This is a genomic window from Duganella sp. SG902 (genome assembly GCF_013376005.1).
GTDB lineage: Bacteria > Pseudomonadota > Gammaproteobacteria > Burkholderiales > Burkholderiaceae_D > Rugamonas.
In genome coordinates this window covers 31,769-51,554 of sequence record NZ_JABMJK010000015.1, presented here as the reverse complement: position 1 = coordinate 51,554, position 19,786 = coordinate 31,769, and the positions used below count along the sequence as shown (strand labels likewise).

Below are 19,786 nucleotides of genomic sequence, written 5' to 3'. Positions count from 1 at the left end.
TCAGGCCCGCCGGGCCTGCGCCTGTGGTTCGGCGTAAGCGGTTCGCAGGCTGCGGGTTTTACCGGGGACCAGGCTGGCCGCTGGCTTGCCTTTGGCGCCGCCCTGGGCGGGCAGCTTGAACACTTCCAGCGCCTTGGCGACGGCCTGCGTCTGCACGTCCAGCACGCCGGTGGCGGCAGAGGCTTCCTCCACCATTTGGGCATTCTGGCGCGTGACTTCGTCCAGATGCATGATGGCGTCCTGCACCTGGTGCGCGCCGCTGCTTTGCTCGCGCGTCGAGCCGCTGATGTCACCCATGATGGCCGCCACGCGGCCGATCGCGGCGATCACCGCCTCCATATCCTGGCCGGCCGCGCTGGCCATGCCGGCGCCTATTTCGATCTTGTCGGTCGAGGTGTCGATCAGGGACTTGATTTCCTTGGCGGCAGCGGCGCTGCGTTGCGCCAGGCTGCGCACCTCGTTGGCCACCACGGCGAAGCCTCGTCCGCTTTCGCCGGCGCGCGCCGCTTCCACCGCCGCGTTCAGCGACAGGATGTTGGTCTGGAAGGCGATGCCGTCGATCAGGCCGATGATGTCCACAATCTTGCGCGACGAAGCGCTGATGTCGTTCATGGCCGACACCACCTGCGCCACGGCCACACCGGTCCGCTCGGCCAGCGCGGTCGCCTCGCTGGCGACGCCGCTGGCGGTGGTGACGTTGTCGGCGGTCTGGGTAACCATGCCGGCGATCTGGCCCATGTTGGCCGAGGTTTGTTCCAGGCTGGAGGCCTGCGCCTCGGTGCGTGCCGACAGGTCGCTGTTGGCCGCGCGGACCTGGGTGGTGGTGCTGCGGGTCAGGCTGAAGTTGCTGCGGATATCGACCAGGATCGAGGCCAGGTTGAGGTTCAGCTGGCGCACGAACGCCTGTAACTGGCCCAGTTCGTCGTGGCGGTCGACCGCCATGCGGGTGGTCAGGTCGCCGCCGGCCAGGATGCGCGTGGCCTTGATGCTGTCCTGGATCGGGCCGACGATGGCCACGTGCAGGTTGCGCCAGCAGTACAGGGCCAGCGCCACCATCAGCAGCGCCTGCGTGATCAGGGTGGCGTCGGAATAGTCGAGCAGGCCGTGGCATGCCATGGACAAGCCCAGCAGCGTGATGCTGCCGAAGCACAGGCCCATGCGTTGCGCCAGGGTGATGTCGCGCAGCGCATGGGCCAGCTTGCGCCAGCCGCGCGCGGCGGCCGCGCCGCGCACGATGCGGATGCTATCCGGATTGCCGCCCTTCAGTGCGCGGTAAAGCTGCTCGGCTTCGTCGATTTGCTGGGGCTTGGGCTTGGTGCAGACGGACATGAAGCCGGTGGTCTGGCTGCCTTCCATCACCGGCGTGACGTTGGCGATGCACCAGAAATAGCCGCCGTGCTTGCCCGCGTACTTGACCAGCCCGCGCCACGGCGCCCCCGACAGCACAGTGCGCCACATGTCGGCGTCCACTTCCTGCGGCATGTCGGGATGGTAGAGGGTGTTTTGCACGCGGCCGGCCAGTTCCTCGCCGGTATAGCCGCTGGCCTCGGTGAAGGTGGAGTTGACGTAGGTCAGGCGGCCCTTGAGGTCAGTGGTGGTGACGATGGGCTTGCCGTCTTCAAGAACGGTTTCGTGGCCGTGCATGGTTGTCCTGTGCAAAGTTGACAAATTGTGGTCTGCATCCTAACAGATTTAACTGTCAACTAATTCCACAAAGTATCATTTTTTGCACAAGAACAACAATTTGAGCTAATGATCGGTATGCAGATAGGACGGCGTCTTCGGCAGCCGCAGGCTGACCAGGAAGGCCAGCACCATCATGATGGTCACGTAGATGAAGAACCAGTTTTCGTGGCCAAGGTTCTTGAAGGTCAGTCCGACGAACTCCGCCGAGCCGCCAAAGATGGCGTTGGCGATCGCGTACGACAGCCCGACGCCCAGCGCACGCACCTCCGGCGGGAACATCTCGGCCTTCACCAGGCCACTGATCGAGGTGTACAGGCTGACGATGGCCAGCGCCACGGTGATCAGCGCGAACGCCACCACGCTGCTGGTGTTGCCGCGCAGGATGGCGAGGATGGGGTAGGTCGCCAACGCGCCGAGCGCGCCAAACGCCATCATCGAATGGCGGCGGCCGATGCGGTCGGCCAGCATGCCGAACAGCGGCTGCATGCACATATAGAGGAACAGCGCGCCGGTCATCACCACGCTGGCGGTCTTGGCCGGCATGCCTGCGGTGTTGACCAGGTACTTCTGCATGTAAGTGGTGAAGGTGTAGAAGATCAGCGAGCCGCCGGCGGTGTAGCCCAGCACGGTGAAGAAGGCGGCGCGGTGGTGCCTGAAGATGCCGGCCAGCGTGCCGGCCTCCTTGTTGTTCAAGTCCTCGGCCTTGCTGGTTTCATGCAGGGTACGGCGCAGCAGCAGCGACACCAGCGCGGCGATCGCGCCCACCACGAACGGCACCCGCCAGCCCCAGGCCTTGAGCTCGGCCTCGCTCAGGAATTGTTCAAGGATGACCACCGTCAGCACCGCCAGCAACTGGCCACCGATCAAGGTCACGTACTGGAAGGAGGAAAAGAAGCCGCGCTGGCCGCGCAGCGCCACTTCGCTCATGTAGGTGGCGGTGGTGCCGTACTCGCCGCCCACGGACAGGCCCTGGAACATGCGGATGACCAGCAGCAGCAACGGCGCGGCCACGCCGATGCTGGCGTAGGTGGGCAGCACGGCGATCGCCAGCGAGCCGCCGCACATCATCAGCACCGAAACCACCATCGATTTCTTGCGGCCGACACGGTCGGCGATGCGGCCGAACATCCAGCCGCCAATCGGGCGCATCAGGAAGCCCACGGCGAACACGGCGGCGGATTTCAGGAATTCAGCGGTGGCGTTCCCGCTGGGGAAGAACTGGCTGGCGAAGTAGATCGAGGCGAACGAGTAGACATAGAAGTCAAACCACTCCACCAGATTGCCGGAGGAGGCGCTGACGATGGCGAACACACGTTTGCGTTTTTCCTCAGCGGAATATTGCGGAGTTGCGATTGCGGTCATGCTGGTCTTTCACGGGATGCATTCGTTTCATTCTAAAGCATCACGGAAAAGGCCGATTCTCTCTTCGGGGCAGGGCGCGCTCTACCAGTCGCGGCGCAGGCGCAACATGGCGTAAGGCTGGGTGCGGGTGATATTGTGCTCGACGAAGTCCACATTGCTGGCGTAACGGTCGTTGCCGGCGTAGTGCAGGCGGTCATAGGTGACGGTGCGGCCGGCCAGGTTGTTGAGCTCCAGCGTCAGCATGGTGTTCGCGCTGGGACGGTAGTTGACGAAGGCGCGCGCCCAGCCGCTGCCGCTGCTGGTGTCGCGTTCGCCGACTTGCCAGCTGTCGTTGCTCCAGCCGTTATCGACCGAGAAGCCCCACGCCGTGCGCTGGGCCGGCAAATCCTGCGAGAACTCGACCCGCCACGCGACCGGCTGCTCGCCGGACAGGCGGCGCGCGGCCAGCGTGGTCGGATCGGTCACCGACGAGGAGCGCCAGGTGGTCGACAGCTTGAGCAGGCCCTGCGGCAGCGCCCAATTGTCGGTCGGCAGGTTGAGCATGCCGGTGACGCTGTCGGTGCTGGCATCGCCAATATTGCCGGCGGCGTCGACGGTGGTGGAGGCGGTGCGGATCGGCATGCGGTCGATCACGTCGCTGATGTGCGCCTGCGTGTAGCTGAGCACGGCGGCGCCGCGTTCCCAGAAGCGGTATTCCACCGCGCCCTCGCACAGCCAGGTCTTGGCCGGAACCAGATCGGGGTACTCGGCGCGCAGCGACTTGTCGGCCATGCCGAAATAGCCGGCGGCATCGTAGAAGTTGATCTGGCTGACCTCGCGTTCCATGCGCAGGCGCAATTGCAACGCCGGCGAGGGCGACAGCGACAGCCGCAGGCGCGGCTTGGGATAGACGTAGGACCTGCCTTCCTGCTGACTGGCGCTGGTGTTGAGGCTGGAATGTTCGATTTTCAGGCCGGCCTCGGCGCTGAGCGAGCTATCGACCTGCCAGGCGGAAGACAGCTGGCCCTCGACGCGCGATTCCTGCACCCATGCGCCGACGCCTGGCACGGCCGCGGCCTGGTCGCTGGACTGGTAGCTGTTGACATTGTCGTTGGTGTTGACCGCGCGCTCGATGCCGCCGCGTATCACCACGCCGTCCGACGCCGGCCAGGTCAGTTGTCCGGCGACGATTTGTTCGCTGGCGGTAGTGGTGGTCAGCGCGTGCGAGGTGCTGCCGCCCGACGTGTAGAGCGCGTTGGTGGTGACTTCCGCGCTGCGGTATTGCAGCTTGAGGTCCATGCTGGCGCCGTGCGGCAGGTCGCGCGTGTAGGCCAGGCCCTGTTCTCGCGTGCGGCCGGCATTGTCGTTGTTGGCTTGCGCGTAGCTGCCGCTATCGGTGTGGACCTGGGCCTGCTGCGACTGGTAGGTCCAGGGATTGTAGGCGCCGTTCCAGGTCAGCTGGCCGTCCAGCAGGTCCTGGCCGTAGTTGAGCTTGACCGCCTTGCTTTCATTGACGCCGGCGCCGTCCAGCGTCAACTCGGCATCGGGACCGCCGTCGGCATAGCTGGTGGTGCGGCTGCCGTGGCCCTGGCCGGTGTCGGGTGAACGGCGCCAGGCCAGCGACACGTTGATGCTCTTGTCGCCGCGCTTCAGGCTGTAATTGCCGTCGACCGAGGGTTCCAGACTGCCGTCCGGCATCACCGTGCTGGCGACGGTGGTGCTGGCGGACACCAGGTCCATCGGCTTGAGCAGGACATTGGCCACGGTGGCGTAACCCTGCATGTCGATGCCGCCGGCGCCGCCGCTGATCAACTCGATACGATCGACCGCCGCGTTGGGAATACGTCCGAGCACGTCGCTCATCGGATCGGTCTTGGCGGCGGGACGCTTGCCGTTGATCAATACGTTACCGCTGGCGAAGGTGAAGCCCGGCAGGCGGTTGACCATGTCCATGGCGCTGGTGGCCTGGAACTGGGCGAAGTAATCCGGCGCGAAGGACTGCGGCGCGGCGCCATCGGCCGCACCGGCGTGCCCTGCGGCAGCCAGCGTGCAGACGAAGACTGCGCGGCGGATGGGGTTGGTATGTCTCATGGCAATATTGTGCAATAGCCACTATGATAACCCGAAAATTGCTTAGTCGAGCTGAAGTGCCTTGGCGACGTCTTCCCAGGCCACGTATTTGAAGTTTTGCGGGCCGTCCGGCAGGCGCTTGTAGCCGTCCTGGATCACCAGCATGCCCTTGCCGTACGGGCCGCCGAAATTGGCCGAGCTGACCTCCAGGCCATCGGTCTCCGAGGTGCCGTCGATGCCGGCCTCGAGGTTGAATCCGACGCGGAAGCTGCCGCGCACCTTGTACGGGGCCTTGGCGTCCAGCACCAGGTAGCTGTTGTCGCCCTGGCTGGAGACGATCAGGTAGTCGCCCTTGTCGCCGTGGTAGAGGCCCATGCCTTCGACGTCCGCCACCAGACGCGGGCCGACCGAAATCACCATGCTGAGCTTGGCGGGAGCGTCGCCGCGCGCGGAAACGGTCCAGACGCCGCGTTTTTCCTCGCCCAGGAACAGGCGCTCGTTGCGGTCGTCCACCACGCAGCCTTCCGGTTGCGAGCCAACCTTGAAGCGGCGCAGCAGTTTGCCGGACATGGCGTTGCCGTCGGCCTCGATGCGGTAGTGCAGGAAGCTGCCGTCCTTGTCGTTGATGAAGGCTTCCAGGCCGCCATCTCGCGGGCGGTACAGGCACATGCCGTAGATATTGTCCAGACCTGTGGGGAAGGCGCCGGCCGGCGTCACCACGCCGTTGGCGGCGATGGTGAACAGCATGACGCTGTTGTCGTCGCGCTGGGTGGCCACGGCCAGGTCCAGCCTGCGGCCGCTGACGATGACGTCCTGCCGCACGTCGACGTTGTTGAGGCGGCCGACTTCCAGTAGTTGCAACTGCTTGCCCTGCAGGTCATAGACCAGCAGGCCTTGCTTTTTGTTGGTGCCAAGGATGCGTGCGCCCGCCGGATTGGCCGGATCGCGCCAGATGGCCGGGTCATCGGCCGCGTCGCCAGTGCGTGCCACCGGCTCGGTCTGGCCGCGCGGCATCACGATGGTTTTGGCGCCCGCTTCGCGCTTGCGCTCGCTCTCGGCGCCGCGCTTGAGCAGTTTGCGCCCCGGCACGCCCTCGGCCTCGGCGTTGTAGGCCCATAGACCGACTTTGCCCTCGTCGACCAGCAGTTGTTGGGCCGCATCGTCGGCGCGGCAGTGCTTGGTGTGCGGCGGCAGGGCCAGCTTGCGCACCAGCAGGCGCTGCTCGCCGTGCATCAGCCACTGCTCGGCCTGACCATCCTTGCCGACCACGAACAGGTGGTCGATCCGCTGCGCATCGCGGTACAAACACGCGGCCTCAATGCCGAAAGGCGGCGCCGGGAACGGTTTTTGCGCGGTCAGCGTTCCGCCCCGCAGGTCCACCAGCACCGGCACCACTTGCTCGGCATTGGCGTCCAGGACCACCGCCAGCGCGCCATCGCCTTGCGGACGCAGGTCCAGATGCTTGGCGCGTACCTTGAGCAGCGCGCGTTCCTTGCCGACCGCGTCCAGCAGATGCAAGCCTTGCTTGTCGATGCTGAGCCAGCCGCCATCGGGCAGCGCGGCCAGTTCGCTGGCCTTGGCCGCCAGGCCGGGCAGGGGGGCGGCCTGCGCCACCGCGCCGCCGGACAGCAGGGCTGCGCACAGCACGCGGTTGAGTATGCGATTAACTGAAGTCTTTTTCATCAGAACAGGCTTACTTTCAGGCTGAGTTTGTAGGTGCGGCCGTATTGCTCGTATTGCGCGTTATACGCCTTGCTGCCGAGGTAGACATAGTACTTCTCGTTGTTCAGATTGGCCGCCTCGAAGTTCAGCTGCACCTGCTTGCTCAACTGGTAAGAAGCCGAGAAGTCGACCTGTTTTTGCGCATCGACGATGCGGTCCTGTTTGGCATCGAGAATATCGTCGCCCAGCTCCAGCAGATAGTCCGATTTGTAGTTCACGGCCAGGCGCGCGCTCAGCGGTCCTTGCTCGTAGCCCAGCATCAGGTTCAACACGCGGTCCGACTGGCCCGGCAGGCTGATGCCGCGCGAACGCATGCGCCTGGCGCTGGTGTCGTAGCGGGCCACGTCGGCGTCCGAGCGCGTCAGGCTGCCGTTGGCGCCGATGATGAAGCGATTGAACGGCGGCGGCAGCATGCGCAACGGCTGGTTATAGGACAGCTCGATCCCTTTCACGCTGGCCTTGTCGCCATTGGCGTAGGTGATGGCCGAAGTGTAGCCGGCCCACTGGCCGCTGCCGGCCAGGTTGGTGGTGTAGGTGAAATTCTTGATGTCCTTGTGGAACACGTAGGCCGAGATCGCGCCGTCGTCGCCGAGGATGCGTTCGATGCCGAGGTCGAGGTTGGTCGACTTCAGCGGCGCCAGGTCCGGGTTGCCGATGGTGGCCTCGGTGTCGCTGGCCTGGCTGATGCCCGGCGCCAGCTGGTCGAAGTTGGCGCGCACCACCGAATGGGTCCAGGCCGCGCGCACGCTGGTCTTGGCGTCGACGTCGTAGCGGGTCTGCAGGGCCGGGAGCCAGTTGGTGTACGAACGGTCGCGGTGGACGGCACCGATGGTACCGGCTTCCTCGTCGACGCGCGCACCGGCGGCCTCGAAGCGGGTGCGTTCGGCGCGCACGCCGGCCAGCACGTGCCAGGTGTCGAGGTCGACGCTGTTTTGGAGATAGGCGGCGTCGATGTCTTCCTTCAGGCGGTAGTCGTCGATGGTGGAGTCGGCCAGCACGCGGGCCTTATCCCGGCTCAGACCGCCTACCAGCGCGCGGATCGCAGCCGGATTGATGGCGCTGCCGATGCGGCCCAGCTTGTAGTCCAGCTGATCGGTGGTGACGTAGTCGGCCATGGCGGTGCTGGCGCCGCCGATTTGCTTGCTGCTGTAGGACCAGGCTTCGGTGTCGTTGGTTTTTTCGCGGCGGCTGGTCTTGGCGCCGAATTTCAGCGTCGAGCTGCCCTCGCTCAGTTCAAACTTGCGCGCCAGATCGAACCGCAGGTGGTGTTCCTTGTCCTTGGCATAGCTTTGCTTGAGGGCGATCGAGTTGAGCTTGTAGTTGGCGGCGCTGTACAGGCTGTCCGGACCGGTCAGGTGCGGGATCTCGGTGCCGCTGTAGCCGACGCCGGCGAAGTCCTTGCCGCCGCGGAAACGCGCATCGTTGATCGATTCCGGCGCATCGTCGCTGGAGCGGCTTACGCCGCCGTTCAGGTCCAGTTTCCACTGGTTCCATTTCTGTTCCGTGCCCAGCACCACGGATTTGATGGTCTGGGTGTACTTGCGCTGGCGCAGGCGGCGCTCGCCGCGCGCGCTGGCGGTCTGGCCCTCGGCCAATGCGCCGCCGGTGATGTTGCTGATGGTCAGGCGGTCGCGCACCTCGTCATCGCTGAAATCGCTGATGAAACTGCGCAGGAAATATTTGCTGGCCTGGTCCGGGTGATAGTCGAGATTGAGCGCGGCGGCGCGGCGTTCGCGGGTGGGCAGGTAATCGCGGAATTCCACGCCGGCCAGCTTGCCGTCCGCCCAGGCGCCGCCGGTTTCCACGTTGTCCGAGCCGAATTCGCGTTTCTCGTAGCTGAGACCGCCGGCGACGCCGAGCGTGCCGTTCAGGAAGCGATCGGCGAACAGCGCGCTGGCGCTGGGGCTGGTCTTGCCGATGTTCTGGTCGCGGCTGGCGCCGACGGTGGCCGACAGCAGCTTGCCCGGCAGGTCGAAGCCGGTGAGGGTTTTCACTTCGACCGTGCCGCCCAGCGAGTTGGCGTCATGGTCGGGCGTGAGGGTCTTGCTGACCTCCAGCGAGCGGATCAGGCCGGCCGGCAGCACGTCCAGCGCCACGGCGCGGCGGCCCGATTCCGGCGACGGCACCAGCGCGCCGTTGATGGTGACCGCGTTCAGGTCCGGCCCGAGACCGCGCACGCTGACGTAGCGGCCTTCGCCCTGGTCGCGCTGCACGGCCACGCCCGGCAGGCGGGCCAGCGCCTCGGCCGCGTTCTTGTCGGGCAGGCCGCCGATATCGTCGCTGCTGATGACGCTGACGATATTGTCGGCCTTCTCCTGCGCGGCGATGGCGTTGCGCAGGCTGGCGCGTTGGCCGCTGACCACCACGCTGTTGGCGGTGGCGGCCAGGTCGGCGGTGTCGGCGGCTTGCGCGGAGGCGGCCAGCATGGCCAGCACGCCGACGGTCAGGGCCGACAGGCGCGGCGCGGTGTGTTTGTGTGTGGTTTTCATTGGTTACCGTCTGTGGATTAGAGAACGGGGCGGATGATAGGTAGCCAATATTTCAATTGCGTGACAGCGGATGGCGCGAGGGGCCGGCATAGGCCGCCGCCGAAGCGAAATGAGCTTGAATGACCCGCGGCCCCGCCACGTCATTCCAGCGAAAGCTGGAATCCATGGAACGCTTGCCTGCATGCTCGGTATGGATTCCAGCCTGCGCTGGAATGACGTCGGTGAGCTGATTTGACCTGTCGTGGTGGCGTTGTCACACATGCGTGAATCCGTCTCGCTGTCATACGCGCGTCACAAACCGCCGCTATGCTGCCGCTGCACACATCACGTCCATCATCATGCCCATGCTGCAACTACACCGCCTCACTCTGATCGTCTCCGGCCTCGCGCTGCTGGTCTGCGTCTTCCTGTATGCCACGCTCGGCCACGCCAAACCCATCACCATCTGGAAATGGACCGACATCATCAGCGAGGGCGGCACCGCCGTCATGGCTGGCATCTGGGTGCTGTTCACCCTGAGCAGCCGTCCCGGCGGACTGGTGACGCGCCTGCTGGCCGGCGGCCTGGCCATGATCATGATTGGCTCGTTTGCCGACTGCCTCGACGAGTTCTTCGCCATCAGCAAGAGCGCGCGTTGGGATCACTGGCTGGAGGCGCTGGTGCCGCTCGGCATGCTATGCGTCACCTGCGGCATGTACTACTGGCGCCACGAGCAATTTCGCCTCAACGAACACCTGCAAAAGCGCGAACGCCTGTTCCGCGAGCACCGCGCGTTTGACCGCATCACCCAGCTGGCCAACGCCGACTACCTGCGGCGTCAGATCCGCCACGAGCAAACGCACCGTCCCGGCCGGCCGTGCGCGCTGGTGCTGCTCGACATCGACGGCTTCCACCTGATCAACCGCGAATACGGCCAGCGCGAAGGCGACCGCGTATTGCAGGCGGTCGGCCACATGCTGCTGCTCAACCTGCGTAACGACGATCTGCTGTGCCGTTACGCCGGCGACCGCTTCGCCCTGCTGATGCCCGGCACCTCGGCCGCCCAGGCCGACGCCATGGCCTGGCATCTGGTGGCGATGGTGGGACAAATGCGTCACCACGCCAAGGACAGCCGGGTCCCTATCAGCCTGCGTCACGCCTGCGTCGCCGCCGACGCGCCGCCCGATGAATTGCTGGCGCGGCTAGGCCGTGACCTGGCGCTGCAAGCCGAAGGCAAGGCGAGCGGGGCGGCAGCGGCGTGATCGCCTATCGACAGAGTAGCGACCGCTACCTCCCGGCGCGGCACCAGCCAGCGCTGGTGCTGGACTACGCCTGTAGCCGCGAGCTTGACCGTGAAGGCACCCAGCCGCTGCGCGGCACCGGCCTGACGGGTTGGGACATGCCATCCGCCGACTGCATGCTGACGGCGGCCGAGTACCTGCAACTGCTGGCCAACGTCCTGCGCGCGCTCGACAGTCCCGACAGTAGTTTCATGCTGGGGCAGCAAATGCTGCCCGGCCACTACGGCGCCCTCAGCCACGCGCTGTTACAGGCGCAGAACCTGCGGCAGGCGCTGAGCATCCTGTGCGCCGGCCATGCGCGCCTGTGCCCCTTGCTGACGCCGCGCCTGATCGAAGAGGGCGGACTGGCCGTGCTCTACTGGACCGACAGCTTCGGCGCGCCAAGCCAACTGCCGGCGCTGGTGGAAATGCACATGACCGCGGTGACCGCCATGTGCCGCTGGCTCAGCGGCGAGCGTCTGCCGTGGCGCTATTGCCTCAACCGCAGCACGCCGGCGCACGTCGAGCAGCACGAAGTCCATCTCGGCAGCGAACTGCGCTTCCACTGCCATCTCGACGCGATGTTGATCGATCCTGCCTGGCTGGACCGGCCCTGGCCGCGTGGCAACGCCATGGCCGCCTCGGTGGCGCTGCAAGGCGTGGCGGCCGAGGCGGGCGACCAGGCGCTGACGCCGAGCCTGTTGACGGCGCTGTACGACCATCTGCTGGAAAACATCCGCCTGAGGCCGACGCTGGAAGGCAGCGCCGCCGCCTTCGGCGTCAGCCCGGCGACGCTGAAGCGCCACCTGGCGCGCCACGGCAGCCACTACCAGGCCGAGCTGGACCAGGTGCGCGCGCACGTAGCCATGCAGCTGTTCCAGATGCGCGGCTACGACAACGAAGCGGTGGCGCACTACCTCGGCTTCCACGACGCCGCCAACTTCCGCCGCTCCTTCAAGCGCTGGACCGGGCTGGTTCCGAGCTTGCTGCGCGCCGTCCCGCCGTAACTGAAATCCGGGGTCAGGTCCTCCATTTCTACACGGGCTCATGCTGAAATGGAGGACCTGACCCCGGATTTAGGAGCGGCGCCGGGGTATACTTCGGCTGAACGATGCGGTTTGCTTCCGCAATCAATGTCCGCTTGAGAGGAACTAATGGAACAACCTGGAATTTTCCCCGGCCGTATCCGGCTGGGCATGGTGGGTGGCGGCGAGGGCGCCTTTATCGGTGCCGTGCATCGCCACGCGGCGCGCTTCGACGACCGCTACGAGTTGCTGGCTGGCGCGCTGTCGTCCAGCCCAGAGGCGTCCCGGCGCTCAGGACGCGCGCTGGGTCTCGATCCCGAACGTGTCTATGACGATTATCGCCAAATGGCGCTGACGGAGGCCGCGCGCGCTGATGGCATCGAAGCGGTGGTCATCGTCACGCCGAACCACATGCACGCCCCCGTGGCGCGCGTCTTCCTCGAGGCGGGAATCCACGTCATCTGCGATAAGCCAGTAACCACCAATAGCGCCGATGCCCTCATGCTGCAGGCATTGGCGGAGGAGCGCGGACTGCTGTTCGCGGTCACGCACAACTACTCCGCTTATCCCATGGTGCGCCACGCGCAGCAGATGGTGCGCGAGGGGACGCTTGGCACGATCCGCGTGGTGCAGGTCGAATATGCGCAGGACTGGCTGGCCGCGCCGCTGGAGCAGGACGGCCACAAACAGGCTGCGTGGCGCACCGATCCCGCCAAGTCGGGCGGCGGCGCCATCGGAGACATCGGCTCGCACGCATGGCAACTGGCCGATACCATCGTCGGTCAGCCCTTGGAATCCGTGGCCGCGCAATTGAGCTCCTTCGTGCCTGGTCGCGCGATTGACGACGATGTGCAGGTGCTGCTGCGCTACGCCGGCGGTGCGCGCGGCATGCTGTGGGCTAGCCAGGTCGCGCCCGGCCATGAGAATCAGTTGCGCATCCGCGTCTTCGGCAGCGCGGGCGGCATCGAGTGGGAGCAGCAGCATCCGAACGAATTGCGCTGGACGCCGCTGGGTGAGCCGAGCCGCATCATCACGCGCGGCAGCACCTCGATGAACGCGGCCGGAGCACGCACCAGCCGTGTCCCGGCCGGCCATCCGGAAGGTTATATCGACGCGTTTGCCGGGTTGTACAGCGAAATCGCCTGCCACCTGTTGGCGCGGCGTGACGGCGGCGATCCCGGCCCGGCGCAGTTCCCCACTATTGCCGATGGCGTGCGCGGTGTGCAGTTCATCGAAACGGTGCAGGCTTCGTCCCGCTCCGGCGGTGTCTGGACAGCCGTGCCGCAAGGTTGATTCGCGCGCTATCGCCGGAACTCTTTCGGCGTCCTGCCCATTCGCTTCTTGAACAGGCGGCTGAAGTATGCCGGGTCCTGGAAGCCCAACTCATAGGCGATGCTCGCAATGCTGGCCGGTAGATAGGTCAGCTTGCGGCAGGCTTCCAGCATCAGCCGATCCTGTGTCAGGTCGAAGGCGGATTTGCCGGACAGCTTGAGGCACAGGCGGTTGAGCCGCGTCGGCGTTACGCGCAGCACTTCGGCGTACTGGCCGACCTGCCATTGCTCCTTGTAGTGCTGCTCGACTTCGGCGCGGAAGCGACTGAATAGTTCGAAGTCGCTGCGGCCGGACTGGTCGGCCAGCCTGGTCTCGGCCTGCGCGCGCACCAGCAGCAGGAGAGCGCTGCGCGCCAGCCATTCCAGCATCAGGGTGTGGCCGTACTCCGGCCACGCGGCTTCCATGCTCAGGTTCTCCAGCAAAGCCACCAACCGCTGGTGGATGCCGCTCAAGTCGATCGCCAGCGGTTGCACGAACAACGACGAATACAAATCCCCCTGGCCGTGTGCGGCCGAGAAGATCACGTTCTGGTCCACAGTCAGCACGTAGCCGTGCGCGCCGGGAGAAAAGTCGAAGCCGTGCACCACCGATGGGTGGATGGTGATGGCCACTGGGCCGCCGCACTGCCACACGGCATCCCCAATACTGGCGCGGACCTCGCCGCCAAGTAGAAAAAGTACCTGAAACAGCCCAGGGTGGGTGTGGCTGCCGATGTGCCAGTCGTACATCCGGCTGCGCGTTTCGATCAGCTCTATGTGCACGAACTCCGCGCTGGCATCGCGATTCTGCTCGCCGTATAGCGCGAATTGGGGGATTTCTTGGGTCGCCATTGCCGTCAACAGGAGTATAGTCTGTCAAAATAGTACAAGTTTTAGCGTTTTTCATCCATGTTTTTTGCGGCTCAGGGCCGCTACGATGACGTCATACCTAAACCACATCGGAGATAAAACATGCGTACCCAAGTCGCTATCATCGGCGCCGGCCCCGCCGGCCTTTTGCTGTCCCATTTGCTGCATTTGCAAGGGATTTCCTCCGTCGTCCTCGAAACCCGTTCGCGCGCCGATATCGAAGCCACCATCCGCGCTGGGGTGCTGGAACAGGGCACGATGGACGTGCTGACGGCCGCCGGCGTCGGTGAGCGTATGCGCAAGGAGGGGGCGCTGCACCACGGTTTTGAGCTGGCGTTCGGCGGCAAGCGTCATCGCATCGACCTGCATGGCTTGACCGGCAAGTCGATCACCGTCTATCCGCAGCACGAGGTGCTGAAAGACCTCGTCGCGGCGCGCCTGGCCGCGCAGGGCACCATCCTGTTTGAAGTCAGCGACGTGGCGCTGCACGATGTTTCCACCAACAAGTCGTTCGTCACCTTCCGCCATGCCGGCGAGGCGCAGCGCATCGATGCCGACTTTATCGCCGGCTGCGACGGCTACCACGGTGTCTCGCGTCCGGCGATGCCGGATCAGGCCACGCGCCAGGATTACCAGAAGATCTATCCATTCGGCTGGTTCGGCATTCTGGTGGAGTCCGCGCCGTCGTCGGAGGAATTGATCTACGCCCAGCACGAGCGCGGTTTCGCGCTGGTCAGCACCCGTTCGCCCACCGTGCAGCGCTTGTACTTCCAGTGCGACCCGGCCGACAAGGTCGATAACTGGTCGGACGATCGCATCTGGGCCGAGCTGCATGGACGCCTGGAGAATCACGATGGCTGGAAGCTCAAGGAGGGAAAGATCTTCCAGAAGGGGATCATTGGCATGCGCAGCTTTGTGTCGACGCCGATGCAGGCCGGGCGCCTGTTCCTGGCCGGCGACGCGGCGCACATCGTGCCGCCGACCGGCGCCAAGGGCCTGAATCTGGCGGTATCGGATGTTAAGGTGCTGACGGCCGGGCTGGTGGAGTTCTACCGCAACGGCGGTGAAGCGCTGCTGCAGACCTACAGCGAAACGGCGTTGAAGCGCATCTGGCGCGCGGAATGCTTCTCGTGGACCATGACGCGCCTGCTGCACACCTTTGCGGATGCTACGCCGTTCGAGCGCGAGATGCAGCGCGCGGAGCTGGAAAACATCGTCAGCTCGCCAGCGCTGGCGACAGCGCTGGCCGAGAATTACGTCGGCGCGTTTTAAACCGACGCCAGGAACTCCCGCACCAGTGCCGCGAACGCCGCCGGCTGTTCGATGGCACTGATGTGGGAGGCCTGAGGAATCACACGCAGTTCGGCGCGCGGCAGGTGCCGGGCCAGTTCCTCCGCCATGGCTGGCGGCGTGCCAGCATCCAGTTCACCGGCAATCACCAGCGCCGGAACATTGATCCCCGGCAGACGCGCAGTGGTATTGACGCCCGCAACCGCCGCGCAGCAGGCCACATAGCCTTCCGGCCCGGTGGTCAGCAGGCGGCGGCGGAAGCGCTCCACGGTCGCCACGCTCCCTGCGCGGAACCCATCATGGAAGTAGCGGCCCATGACGGCGTCCGCAATCGCGGCCAGCCCGCCTTCGCGCACCGTGGCGATTCGCTGCTCCCACATGGCCTGCGCAGCCGCTGGATACGACGACGTGGTATTCGCCAGCACCAGCGCGGCGACCAATGATGGGTGGCGCAGTGCCAATTCCTGGCCCACCATGCCGCCCATCGACAAACCGATCCAGGTTACCGGGCCGGTATCCAGTTCACGCAGCAGGCGCGCGGCGTCGTCGGCCAGGTCGGCCATGCTGTAAGGACCGGTTGGCGCATCCGAACCGCCATGGCCGCGATGGTCGTAGGCGATCACACGGCTGTCTTCAGACAGCAGGTTGGCCAGCTGGTCCCACATCGTCAGGTCGCAACCCAGCGCATGGCTCAGCACCACGGTGCGGCGCGGCGTTTTGCCGTTGCGCGGCTCGCGCACGCTGTAGTGCAAATAGGGCAGGCTGTTGGTGCGGCCTTCGCGGCCAATGCCGGAATGTGCGGTGGCCGCGGGCGCCAGCGGAGACAGTTCGTAGCCGATCTGCGGGCCGACTTCGCGCAGGATGGCCAGCGCGTGGGTGAAGGCGGTGTTCGCGGCCGGTACGCCCGCGTAGATGGCTGACTGGATCAGGACTTCTTTCAGTTCGTCTGGCGTCAGGCGGTTGCTATCCTCGCCCAGCAGCGCGGCGCGCACGTGCAGGTCGAACTCTTCCCAGCGGCCCAGCGCGATGGTGATGGAAAGGACGATGGCGCGGCGGGTTTTCTGCTCCAACCCCGGACGCCCCCAGATCTCATTCCATGCGAAGCGCGTGATCAGGTTCTGGAAATCGGCATTGAAGTTGTTGGCGTTGTTTAGCGAGCGTTCTACCCACGCGTCGCCAAGGATGGCGCGGCGGTTGTGCAGGCCGCGTTCGAAATCGTGGTCGATAGGATCGTAGCTCATGATGGTGTTGATAGTTTGGTGATTTCCGCGCGCAGTTGGCGCAGTTGTTGTTCGGCGAGGCGTTGTGCGGGGCGGGCGATCTCCGCCGCGTCCTTGGCGGAGCCGGGATACATCAGCTCCTTGAATTCGCCAATGTTGCGCAGCATGCGGTCGCTGTCGATTCGCAGGCCGGCGATGGCTTCGTTCAGCGCCTGCAACGCGCCATGGGCGCTCAGGAACAGCGACGGCCATTCGGCCAATTCCGCCTGCCAGTTGCCCAGGCCACGCTCGTGTTGCTGCCCCATGGCCGCCAGCAGCGCCGCGCCATGCTGCGGTGTGCGGGTGGCGGCGGCCAGCGCGATCATGGCCGATACCGGATTGCGCTTGTGCGCCATGGCGGAAGAACCGCCGCGGCCTTCGCCCGACGGTTCCGCCAGTTCCGCGATTTCGCCTTGCGCCATCAGGCTTAGATCGGTGGCGATCTTGCCAAGGCTGCCGCTTAACACGGCCACCTCGAGGCCCAGGCGCACCCACTCGTCGCGCTGCGTGTGCCACGCGGCGTCCGGCGCGCGCAAGCCGAGGATGGCGGCCATGCGCTCGGCCACGGCCGGGCCTTGTTCGCCCATCACCTCCAGCGTGCCGACTGCGCCGCCCAACTGCAGTTGCAGCGCGCGCGCGCCGGCTTCGCGCAGCCGTTGACGGGCGCGCACCAACGGCGCCAGCCAACCGGAAAACTTGAATCCCAGCGAGGTGATTTGCGCCGGCTGCATCAGGGTGCGCGCCAGCACCGGTGTGCCGGTATGCTGTTCCGCCAGTTGCAACAGGTGGCCGGTCAGGTCGTGCAGGCCGTCGTCCAGCAGCTGCAAGGCTTCACGCGTGGCCAGTACCATGGCGGTGTCGATCACGTCCTGGCTGGTTCCGCCAAAGTGCACTTTGCCGCCGGCTTGCGCATCGGCGGCGGTGACGGTTTTTTTCAGTTCCTTCACCAGCGGGATGGCCAGGCTGCCGGCGCGCCGGCTGGCGACGATCAGGGCCGGCACGTCATAGCGGTGCACGTCGCAGGCGCTGGCGATGGTTTGCGCCGTGGCTTGCGGCAGCAGGCCGACATCGGCCTGCGCCTGGGCCAGCGCCTGTTCGAAGCGGAGCATGGCCTGGACGATCGCGGCGTCGTCGAACACCGCGATCATGTCGCCGCTGGTGAGGAAGCTATCGAATATTGATACGCTCATGTTTACTCATAATCGAAGAACACGGTCTCGCGTTCGCCCTGCATGTGGATGTCCCAGCGGTAGCTGCCGTCGGCGTTGCGTTCGGCCAGCAGCGTGGCGCGGCGTGCCGACGGCACCTGGTCCAGTATAGCGGACTGCGACAGGCCCGGGTCGTCGGCCAGGAACACGGCGGTGAACTGGTGCTTCACCAGGCCGCGCGCGAACACGGTGATGTAAGCCACCGGCTCGCCCGGCGCCTGCTCTACCTTGGTCAGCTGGAAGCGGAAGCCGCCATCCTCGCCGCTCGGCACGCGGCGGAAGCCGGGGATCGCGGCCGCCGCTTCCGCTTCGGCGGCGGCCGGCTGCCACGATTCGATCTGCGCGTCGTTGATCGGCACCCCGGCGCCGTCGTAGATCGCGCCGCTGATGGTGATGGCGCCGGCGGCCGGCGTCAGTTCGGTCGCCCATTTCCACGCCTCGTGCGAGAACGGGCCGATGGTTTGCGAAGTGGTGATGTTGCTCATGGACTGTTCTCCTCAGATGCCGAATGGGGTGGCGTAGCGTCCGCGCAGGACGATGTCGAATTCATAGCCCAGCATCTGGTCGCTCACGGTTTCCTCGATGCTGAAGCGCGAGATCAGGCGCTGGCGCGCGGCTTCGTCCGGAATGCTCTGGAAGATCGGGTCGTAGGCGAACAGCGGGTCGCTGGGGAAGTACATCTGCGTCACCAGGCGCTGCGCGTAGACATTCCCAAACAACGAGAAGTGGATGTGCGCCGGGCGCCACGCCTTGTCGTGATTGCCCCATGGGTAGGGACCGGGTTTGATGGTGACGAGGCGATAACGGCCATCATCATCGGTCATCATCTTGCCCCAGCCATTGAAGTTCGGGTCGAGCGGGGCGTCATGCTGGTCCTTCTTGTGGCGATAGCGACCGGCGGCGTTGCACTGCCAGACTTCCAGCAGCGAGTTGCGCACCGGCTTGCCGTCCTCGTCGACGATGCGGCCGGTGACGACGATCTTCTCGCCCAGCGGCGCGGCTTCGCCATGCGCGGTCAGGTCGGCGTCGTGCGGCAGCAGGATGCGCGACTTCGGCGCGATGCTTTGCGAGACCGGCACCGGCGCGTCGAGGCGCAGCAGCGGTTGCGTCGGGCCGCGGTGGACGGTCGATTTGTAGGGCGGATAAACCAGTTCCGGATAAATGCCGGGGGCGATGGCGTCGAATTTCACAGCTAGTCTCCTCTAGTGAATGCTGTGATGATGGTACGAAGCAGGGCGGCGGCGGACAAGATGGCGGATGCGTGCTATATTCGCTATTCGCACAAAATGTGCGCATATCGCACAAATCGCCAATTATTTGCCTATGGACGCCGACGACAACATCACCCAGCCAGCGCAGCGCGATCTGGTGGCGGGGCTGGAAAAAGGCCTGCAAGTGATCGCCACCTTCGACCAGGAGCGCAGCCGCCTCAGCATCGCCGAGGTGGCCGAGCGCACCGGGCTGACGCGGGCGGCCGCGCGGCGCTATCTGATCACCTTAACCCACCTCGGGTACATGCGCCATGAAAACAAGCTGTTTTCGCTGACGCCGATGGTGCTGCGGCTGGGGCAGTCCTATCTGCACTCGGCGCGCCTGCCGCGTCTGGCGCAGCCGCTGCTGTACCGGCTGGCGTATGCGAACGGGGAGGCGGCCTCGGTCGGCGTGCTCGATCACGACCAGCTGGTTTGCGTGGCGGCGGTCAGCGCCGGGCAGCTGGTGTCGGTGACCTTGCAACCGGGCACGCGGGTGCCGGCATGGTGCACGGCCAACGGCCGCGTGCTGCTGGCCAGCCTGCCGCAGGCGCAGCTGGATGCGTATCTGGAGCGGGTGCAGCTGGAGCCGATCACCGAGCACAGCATCATCGACAAAAAGCGGCTGGGCGAGGCCATCGTGCGCGCGCGCAGCCAGGGCTACGCGCTGGTGGACCAGGAGCTGGAGCTGGGCCTGCGCACCATGGCCGTGCCATTGAGGAACTTCCGCGGCGAGGTGGTGGCGGCCATGAACATCAGCGTCCACGCCGCCCGCATGACACTGGAGCAGATGACCGAACGCTGCCTGCCGGCCTTGCTGAAGATACAAGTCGAGCTCAATGCGATGCTGTAAATATTGCAACTGCGTCAATGCGGATCGCGTCGTGCTCAACATCAGATTGGAGTTTTCCTGTAGGATACCGTCTTCCTCCGTTTGGAGGAGGTACGATTATTTCAGGGCAAGAGGATCACGGTGACGGCGTCCTTCAGTCCCTCTCTCTTGGAGA

15 protein-coding genes are annotated in these 19,786 nt (G+C 65.4%); 5 read left to right on the top strand and 10 right to left on the bottom strand.

Annotated features, from left to right (window positions below):
* The 5 genes from FHW83_RS24740 to FHW83_RS24720 all read right to left on the bottom strand — a co-directional run bounded on the left by FHW83_RS24740 (position 1) and on the right by FHW83_RS24720 (position 9,308).
* Positions 1-1,644 carry a methyl-accepting chemotaxis protein gene (locus tag FHW83_RS24740; RefSeq protein WP_176649031.1) on the bottom strand — a complete coding sequence of 548 codons (1,644 nt, stop codon included), beginning with the start codon at positions 1,642-1,644 and terminating at the stop codon, positions 1-3.
* 105 nt (positions 1,645-1,749) lie between these two features.
* Positions 1,750-3,048: an MFS family transporter gene (locus FHW83_RS24735; protein ID WP_176649030.1), complete on the bottom strand. Its 1,299-nt coding sequence runs from the start codon at positions 3,046-3,048 to the stop codon at positions 1,750-1,752.
* Between the two features lie 81 nt (positions 3,049-3,129).
* Positions 3,130-5,118: a TonB-dependent siderophore receptor gene (locus FHW83_RS24730; RefSeq protein WP_176649029.1), complete on the bottom strand. Its 1,989-nt coding sequence runs from the start codon at positions 5,116-5,118 to the stop codon at positions 3,130-3,132.
* 42 nt (positions 5,119-5,160) lie between these two features.
* Entirely contained in the window at positions 5,161-6,780 is a 1,620-nt protein-coding gene (locus FHW83_RS24725; protein ID WP_176649028.1) for a phytase, read from the bottom strand.
* Complete coding sequence (locus FHW83_RS24720; RefSeq protein ID WP_176649027.1) at positions 6,780-9,308, bottom strand: TonB-dependent receptor; 2,529 nt, start codon at positions 9,306-9,308, stop codon at positions 6,780-6,782. Before FHW83_RS24720 ends, FHW83_RS24725 begins: the two co-directional genes overlap by 1 nt.
* 344 nt (positions 9,309-9,652) lie before the next feature.
* Here FHW83_RS24720 and FHW83_RS24715 point away from each other — a divergent pair, with 344 nt between their 5' ends.
* The 3 genes from FHW83_RS24715 to FHW83_RS24705 all read left to right on the top strand — a co-directional run bounded on the left by FHW83_RS24715 (position 9,653) and on the right by FHW83_RS24705 (position 12,885).
* Complete coding sequence (locus FHW83_RS24715) at positions 9,653-10,549, top strand: GGDEF domain-containing protein (RefSeq protein ID WP_176649026.1); 897 nt, start codon at positions 9,653-9,655, stop codon at positions 10,547-10,549.
* Positions 10,546-11,574, top strand: a complete 1,029-nt coding sequence (locus FHW83_RS24710; protein WP_176649025.1) for an AraC family transcriptional regulator — start codon at positions 10,546-10,548, stop codon at positions 11,572-11,574. The genes FHW83_RS24715 and FHW83_RS24710 overlap by 4 nt, the downstream gene beginning before the upstream one ends.
* A gap of 147 nt (positions 11,575-11,721) precedes the next feature.
* The gene (locus FHW83_RS24705; RefSeq protein ID WP_176649024.1) at positions 11,722-12,885 is read left to right on the top strand and encodes a Gfo/Idh/MocA family protein; all 1,164 of its coding nucleotides are present in this window, start codon (positions 11,722-11,724) and stop codon (positions 12,883-12,885) included.
* 8 nt (positions 12,886-12,893) lie between these two features.
* Here FHW83_RS24705 and FHW83_RS24700 read toward each other — a convergent pair whose 3' ends face one another.
* A complete protein-coding gene (locus tag FHW83_RS24700) occupies positions 12,894-13,754 on the bottom strand; it encodes a helix-turn-helix domain-containing protein (RefSeq protein WP_176649023.1) in 861 nt (286 codons plus the stop codon).
* A gap of 120 nt (positions 13,755-13,874) precedes the next feature.
* Here FHW83_RS24700 and FHW83_RS24695 point away from each other — a divergent pair, with 120 nt between their 5' ends.
* Positions 13,875-15,044, top strand: a complete 1,170-nt coding sequence (locus FHW83_RS24695) for a 4-hydroxybenzoate 3-monooxygenase (protein ID WP_176649022.1) — start codon at positions 13,875-13,877, stop codon at positions 15,042-15,044.
* Here FHW83_RS24695 and pcaD read toward each other — a convergent pair.
* From pcaD to pcaH, 4 genes are read right to left on the bottom strand one after another with little or no spacing between them, the layout of a single operon-like run.
* Positions 15,041-16,303: a 3-oxoadipate enol-lactonase gene (pcaD, locus tag FHW83_RS24690; RefSeq protein WP_176649021.1), complete on the bottom strand. Its 1,263-nt coding sequence runs from the start codon at positions 16,301-16,303 to the stop codon at positions 15,041-15,043. The genes FHW83_RS24695 and pcaD overlap by 4 nt on opposite strands.
* Complete coding sequence (gene pcaB / locus FHW83_RS24685) at positions 16,300-17,511, bottom strand: 3-carboxy-cis,cis-muconate cycloisomerase (protein ID WP_176649020.1); 1,212 nt, start codon at positions 17,509-17,511, stop codon at positions 16,300-16,302. Before pcaB ends, pcaD begins: the two co-directional genes overlap by 4 nt.
* 2 nt (positions 17,512-17,513) lie before the next feature.
* A complete protein-coding gene (locus tag FHW83_RS24680) occupies positions 17,514-18,014 on the bottom strand; it encodes a protocatechuate 3,4-dioxygenase (RefSeq protein WP_176649019.1) in 501 nt (166 codons plus the stop codon).
* A gap of 12 nt (positions 18,015-18,026) precedes the next feature.
* Positions 18,027-18,719 carry a protocatechuate 3,4-dioxygenase subunit beta gene (pcaH, locus tag FHW83_RS24675; protein ID WP_176649018.1) on the bottom strand — a complete coding sequence of 231 codons (693 nt, stop codon included), beginning with the start codon at positions 18,717-18,719 and terminating at the stop codon, positions 18,027-18,029.
* Between the two features lie 133 nt (positions 18,720-18,852).
* Between pcaH and FHW83_RS24670 the strand changes: the two genes are divergently transcribed.
* The gene (locus FHW83_RS24670; protein ID WP_176649017.1) at positions 18,853-19,632 is read left to right on the top strand and encodes an IclR family transcriptional regulator C-terminal domain-containing protein; all 780 of its coding nucleotides are present in this window, start codon (positions 18,853-18,855) and stop codon (positions 19,630-19,632) included.
* Positions 19,633-19,786: the final 154 nt, after the last annotated feature.

Excerpts from the sequence above, each read along its gene's own strand:
- FHW83_RS24740 (WP_176649031.1), bottom strand. The coding sequence starts at position 1,644 with ATGCACGGCCACGAAACCGTTCTTGAAGACGGCAAGCCCATCGTCACC.
- FHW83_RS24735 (WP_176649030.1), bottom strand. The coding sequence starts at position 3,048 with ATGACCGCAATCGCAACTCCGCAATATTCCGCTGAGGAAAAACGCAAA.
- FHW83_RS24730 (WP_176649029.1), bottom strand. The coding sequence starts at position 5,118 with ATGAGACATACCAACCCCATCCGCCGCGCAGTCTTCGTCTGCACGCTG.
- FHW83_RS24725 (WP_176649028.1), bottom strand. The coding sequence starts at position 6,780 with ATGAAAAAGACTTCAGTTAATCGCATACTCAACCGCGTGCTGTGCGCA.
- FHW83_RS24720 (WP_176649027.1), bottom strand. The coding sequence starts at position 9,308 with ATGAAAACCACACACAAACACACCGCGCCGCGCCTGTCGGCCCTGACC.
- FHW83_RS24715 (WP_176649026.1), top strand. The coding sequence starts at position 9,653 with ATGCTGCAACTACACCGCCTCACTCTGATCGTCTCCGGCCTCGCGCTG.
- FHW83_RS24705 (WP_176649024.1), top strand. The coding sequence starts at position 11,722 with ATGGAACAACCTGGAATTTTCCCCGGCCGTATCCGGCTGGGCATGGTG.
- FHW83_RS24700 (WP_176649023.1), bottom strand. The coding sequence starts at position 13,754 with ATGGCGACCCAAGAAATCCCCCAATTCGCGCTATACGGCGAGCAGAAT.
- FHW83_RS24695 (WP_176649022.1), top strand. The coding sequence starts at position 13,875 with ATGCGTACCCAAGTCGCTATCATCGGCGCCGGCCCCGCCGGCCTTTTG.
- pcaD (WP_176649021.1), bottom strand. The coding sequence starts at position 16,303 with ATGAGCTACGATCCTATCGACCACGATTTCGAACGCGGCCTGCACAAC.
- pcaB (WP_176649020.1), bottom strand. The coding sequence starts at position 17,511 with ATGAGCGTATCAATATTCGATAGCTTCCTCACCAGCGGCGACATGATC.
- FHW83_RS24680 (WP_176649019.1), bottom strand. The coding sequence starts at position 18,014 with ATGAGCAACATCACCACTTCGCAAACCATCGGCCCGTTCTCGCACGAG.
- FHW83_RS24670 (WP_176649017.1), top strand. The coding sequence starts at position 18,853 with ATGGACGCCGACGACAACATCACCCAGCCAGCGCAGCGCGATCTGGTG.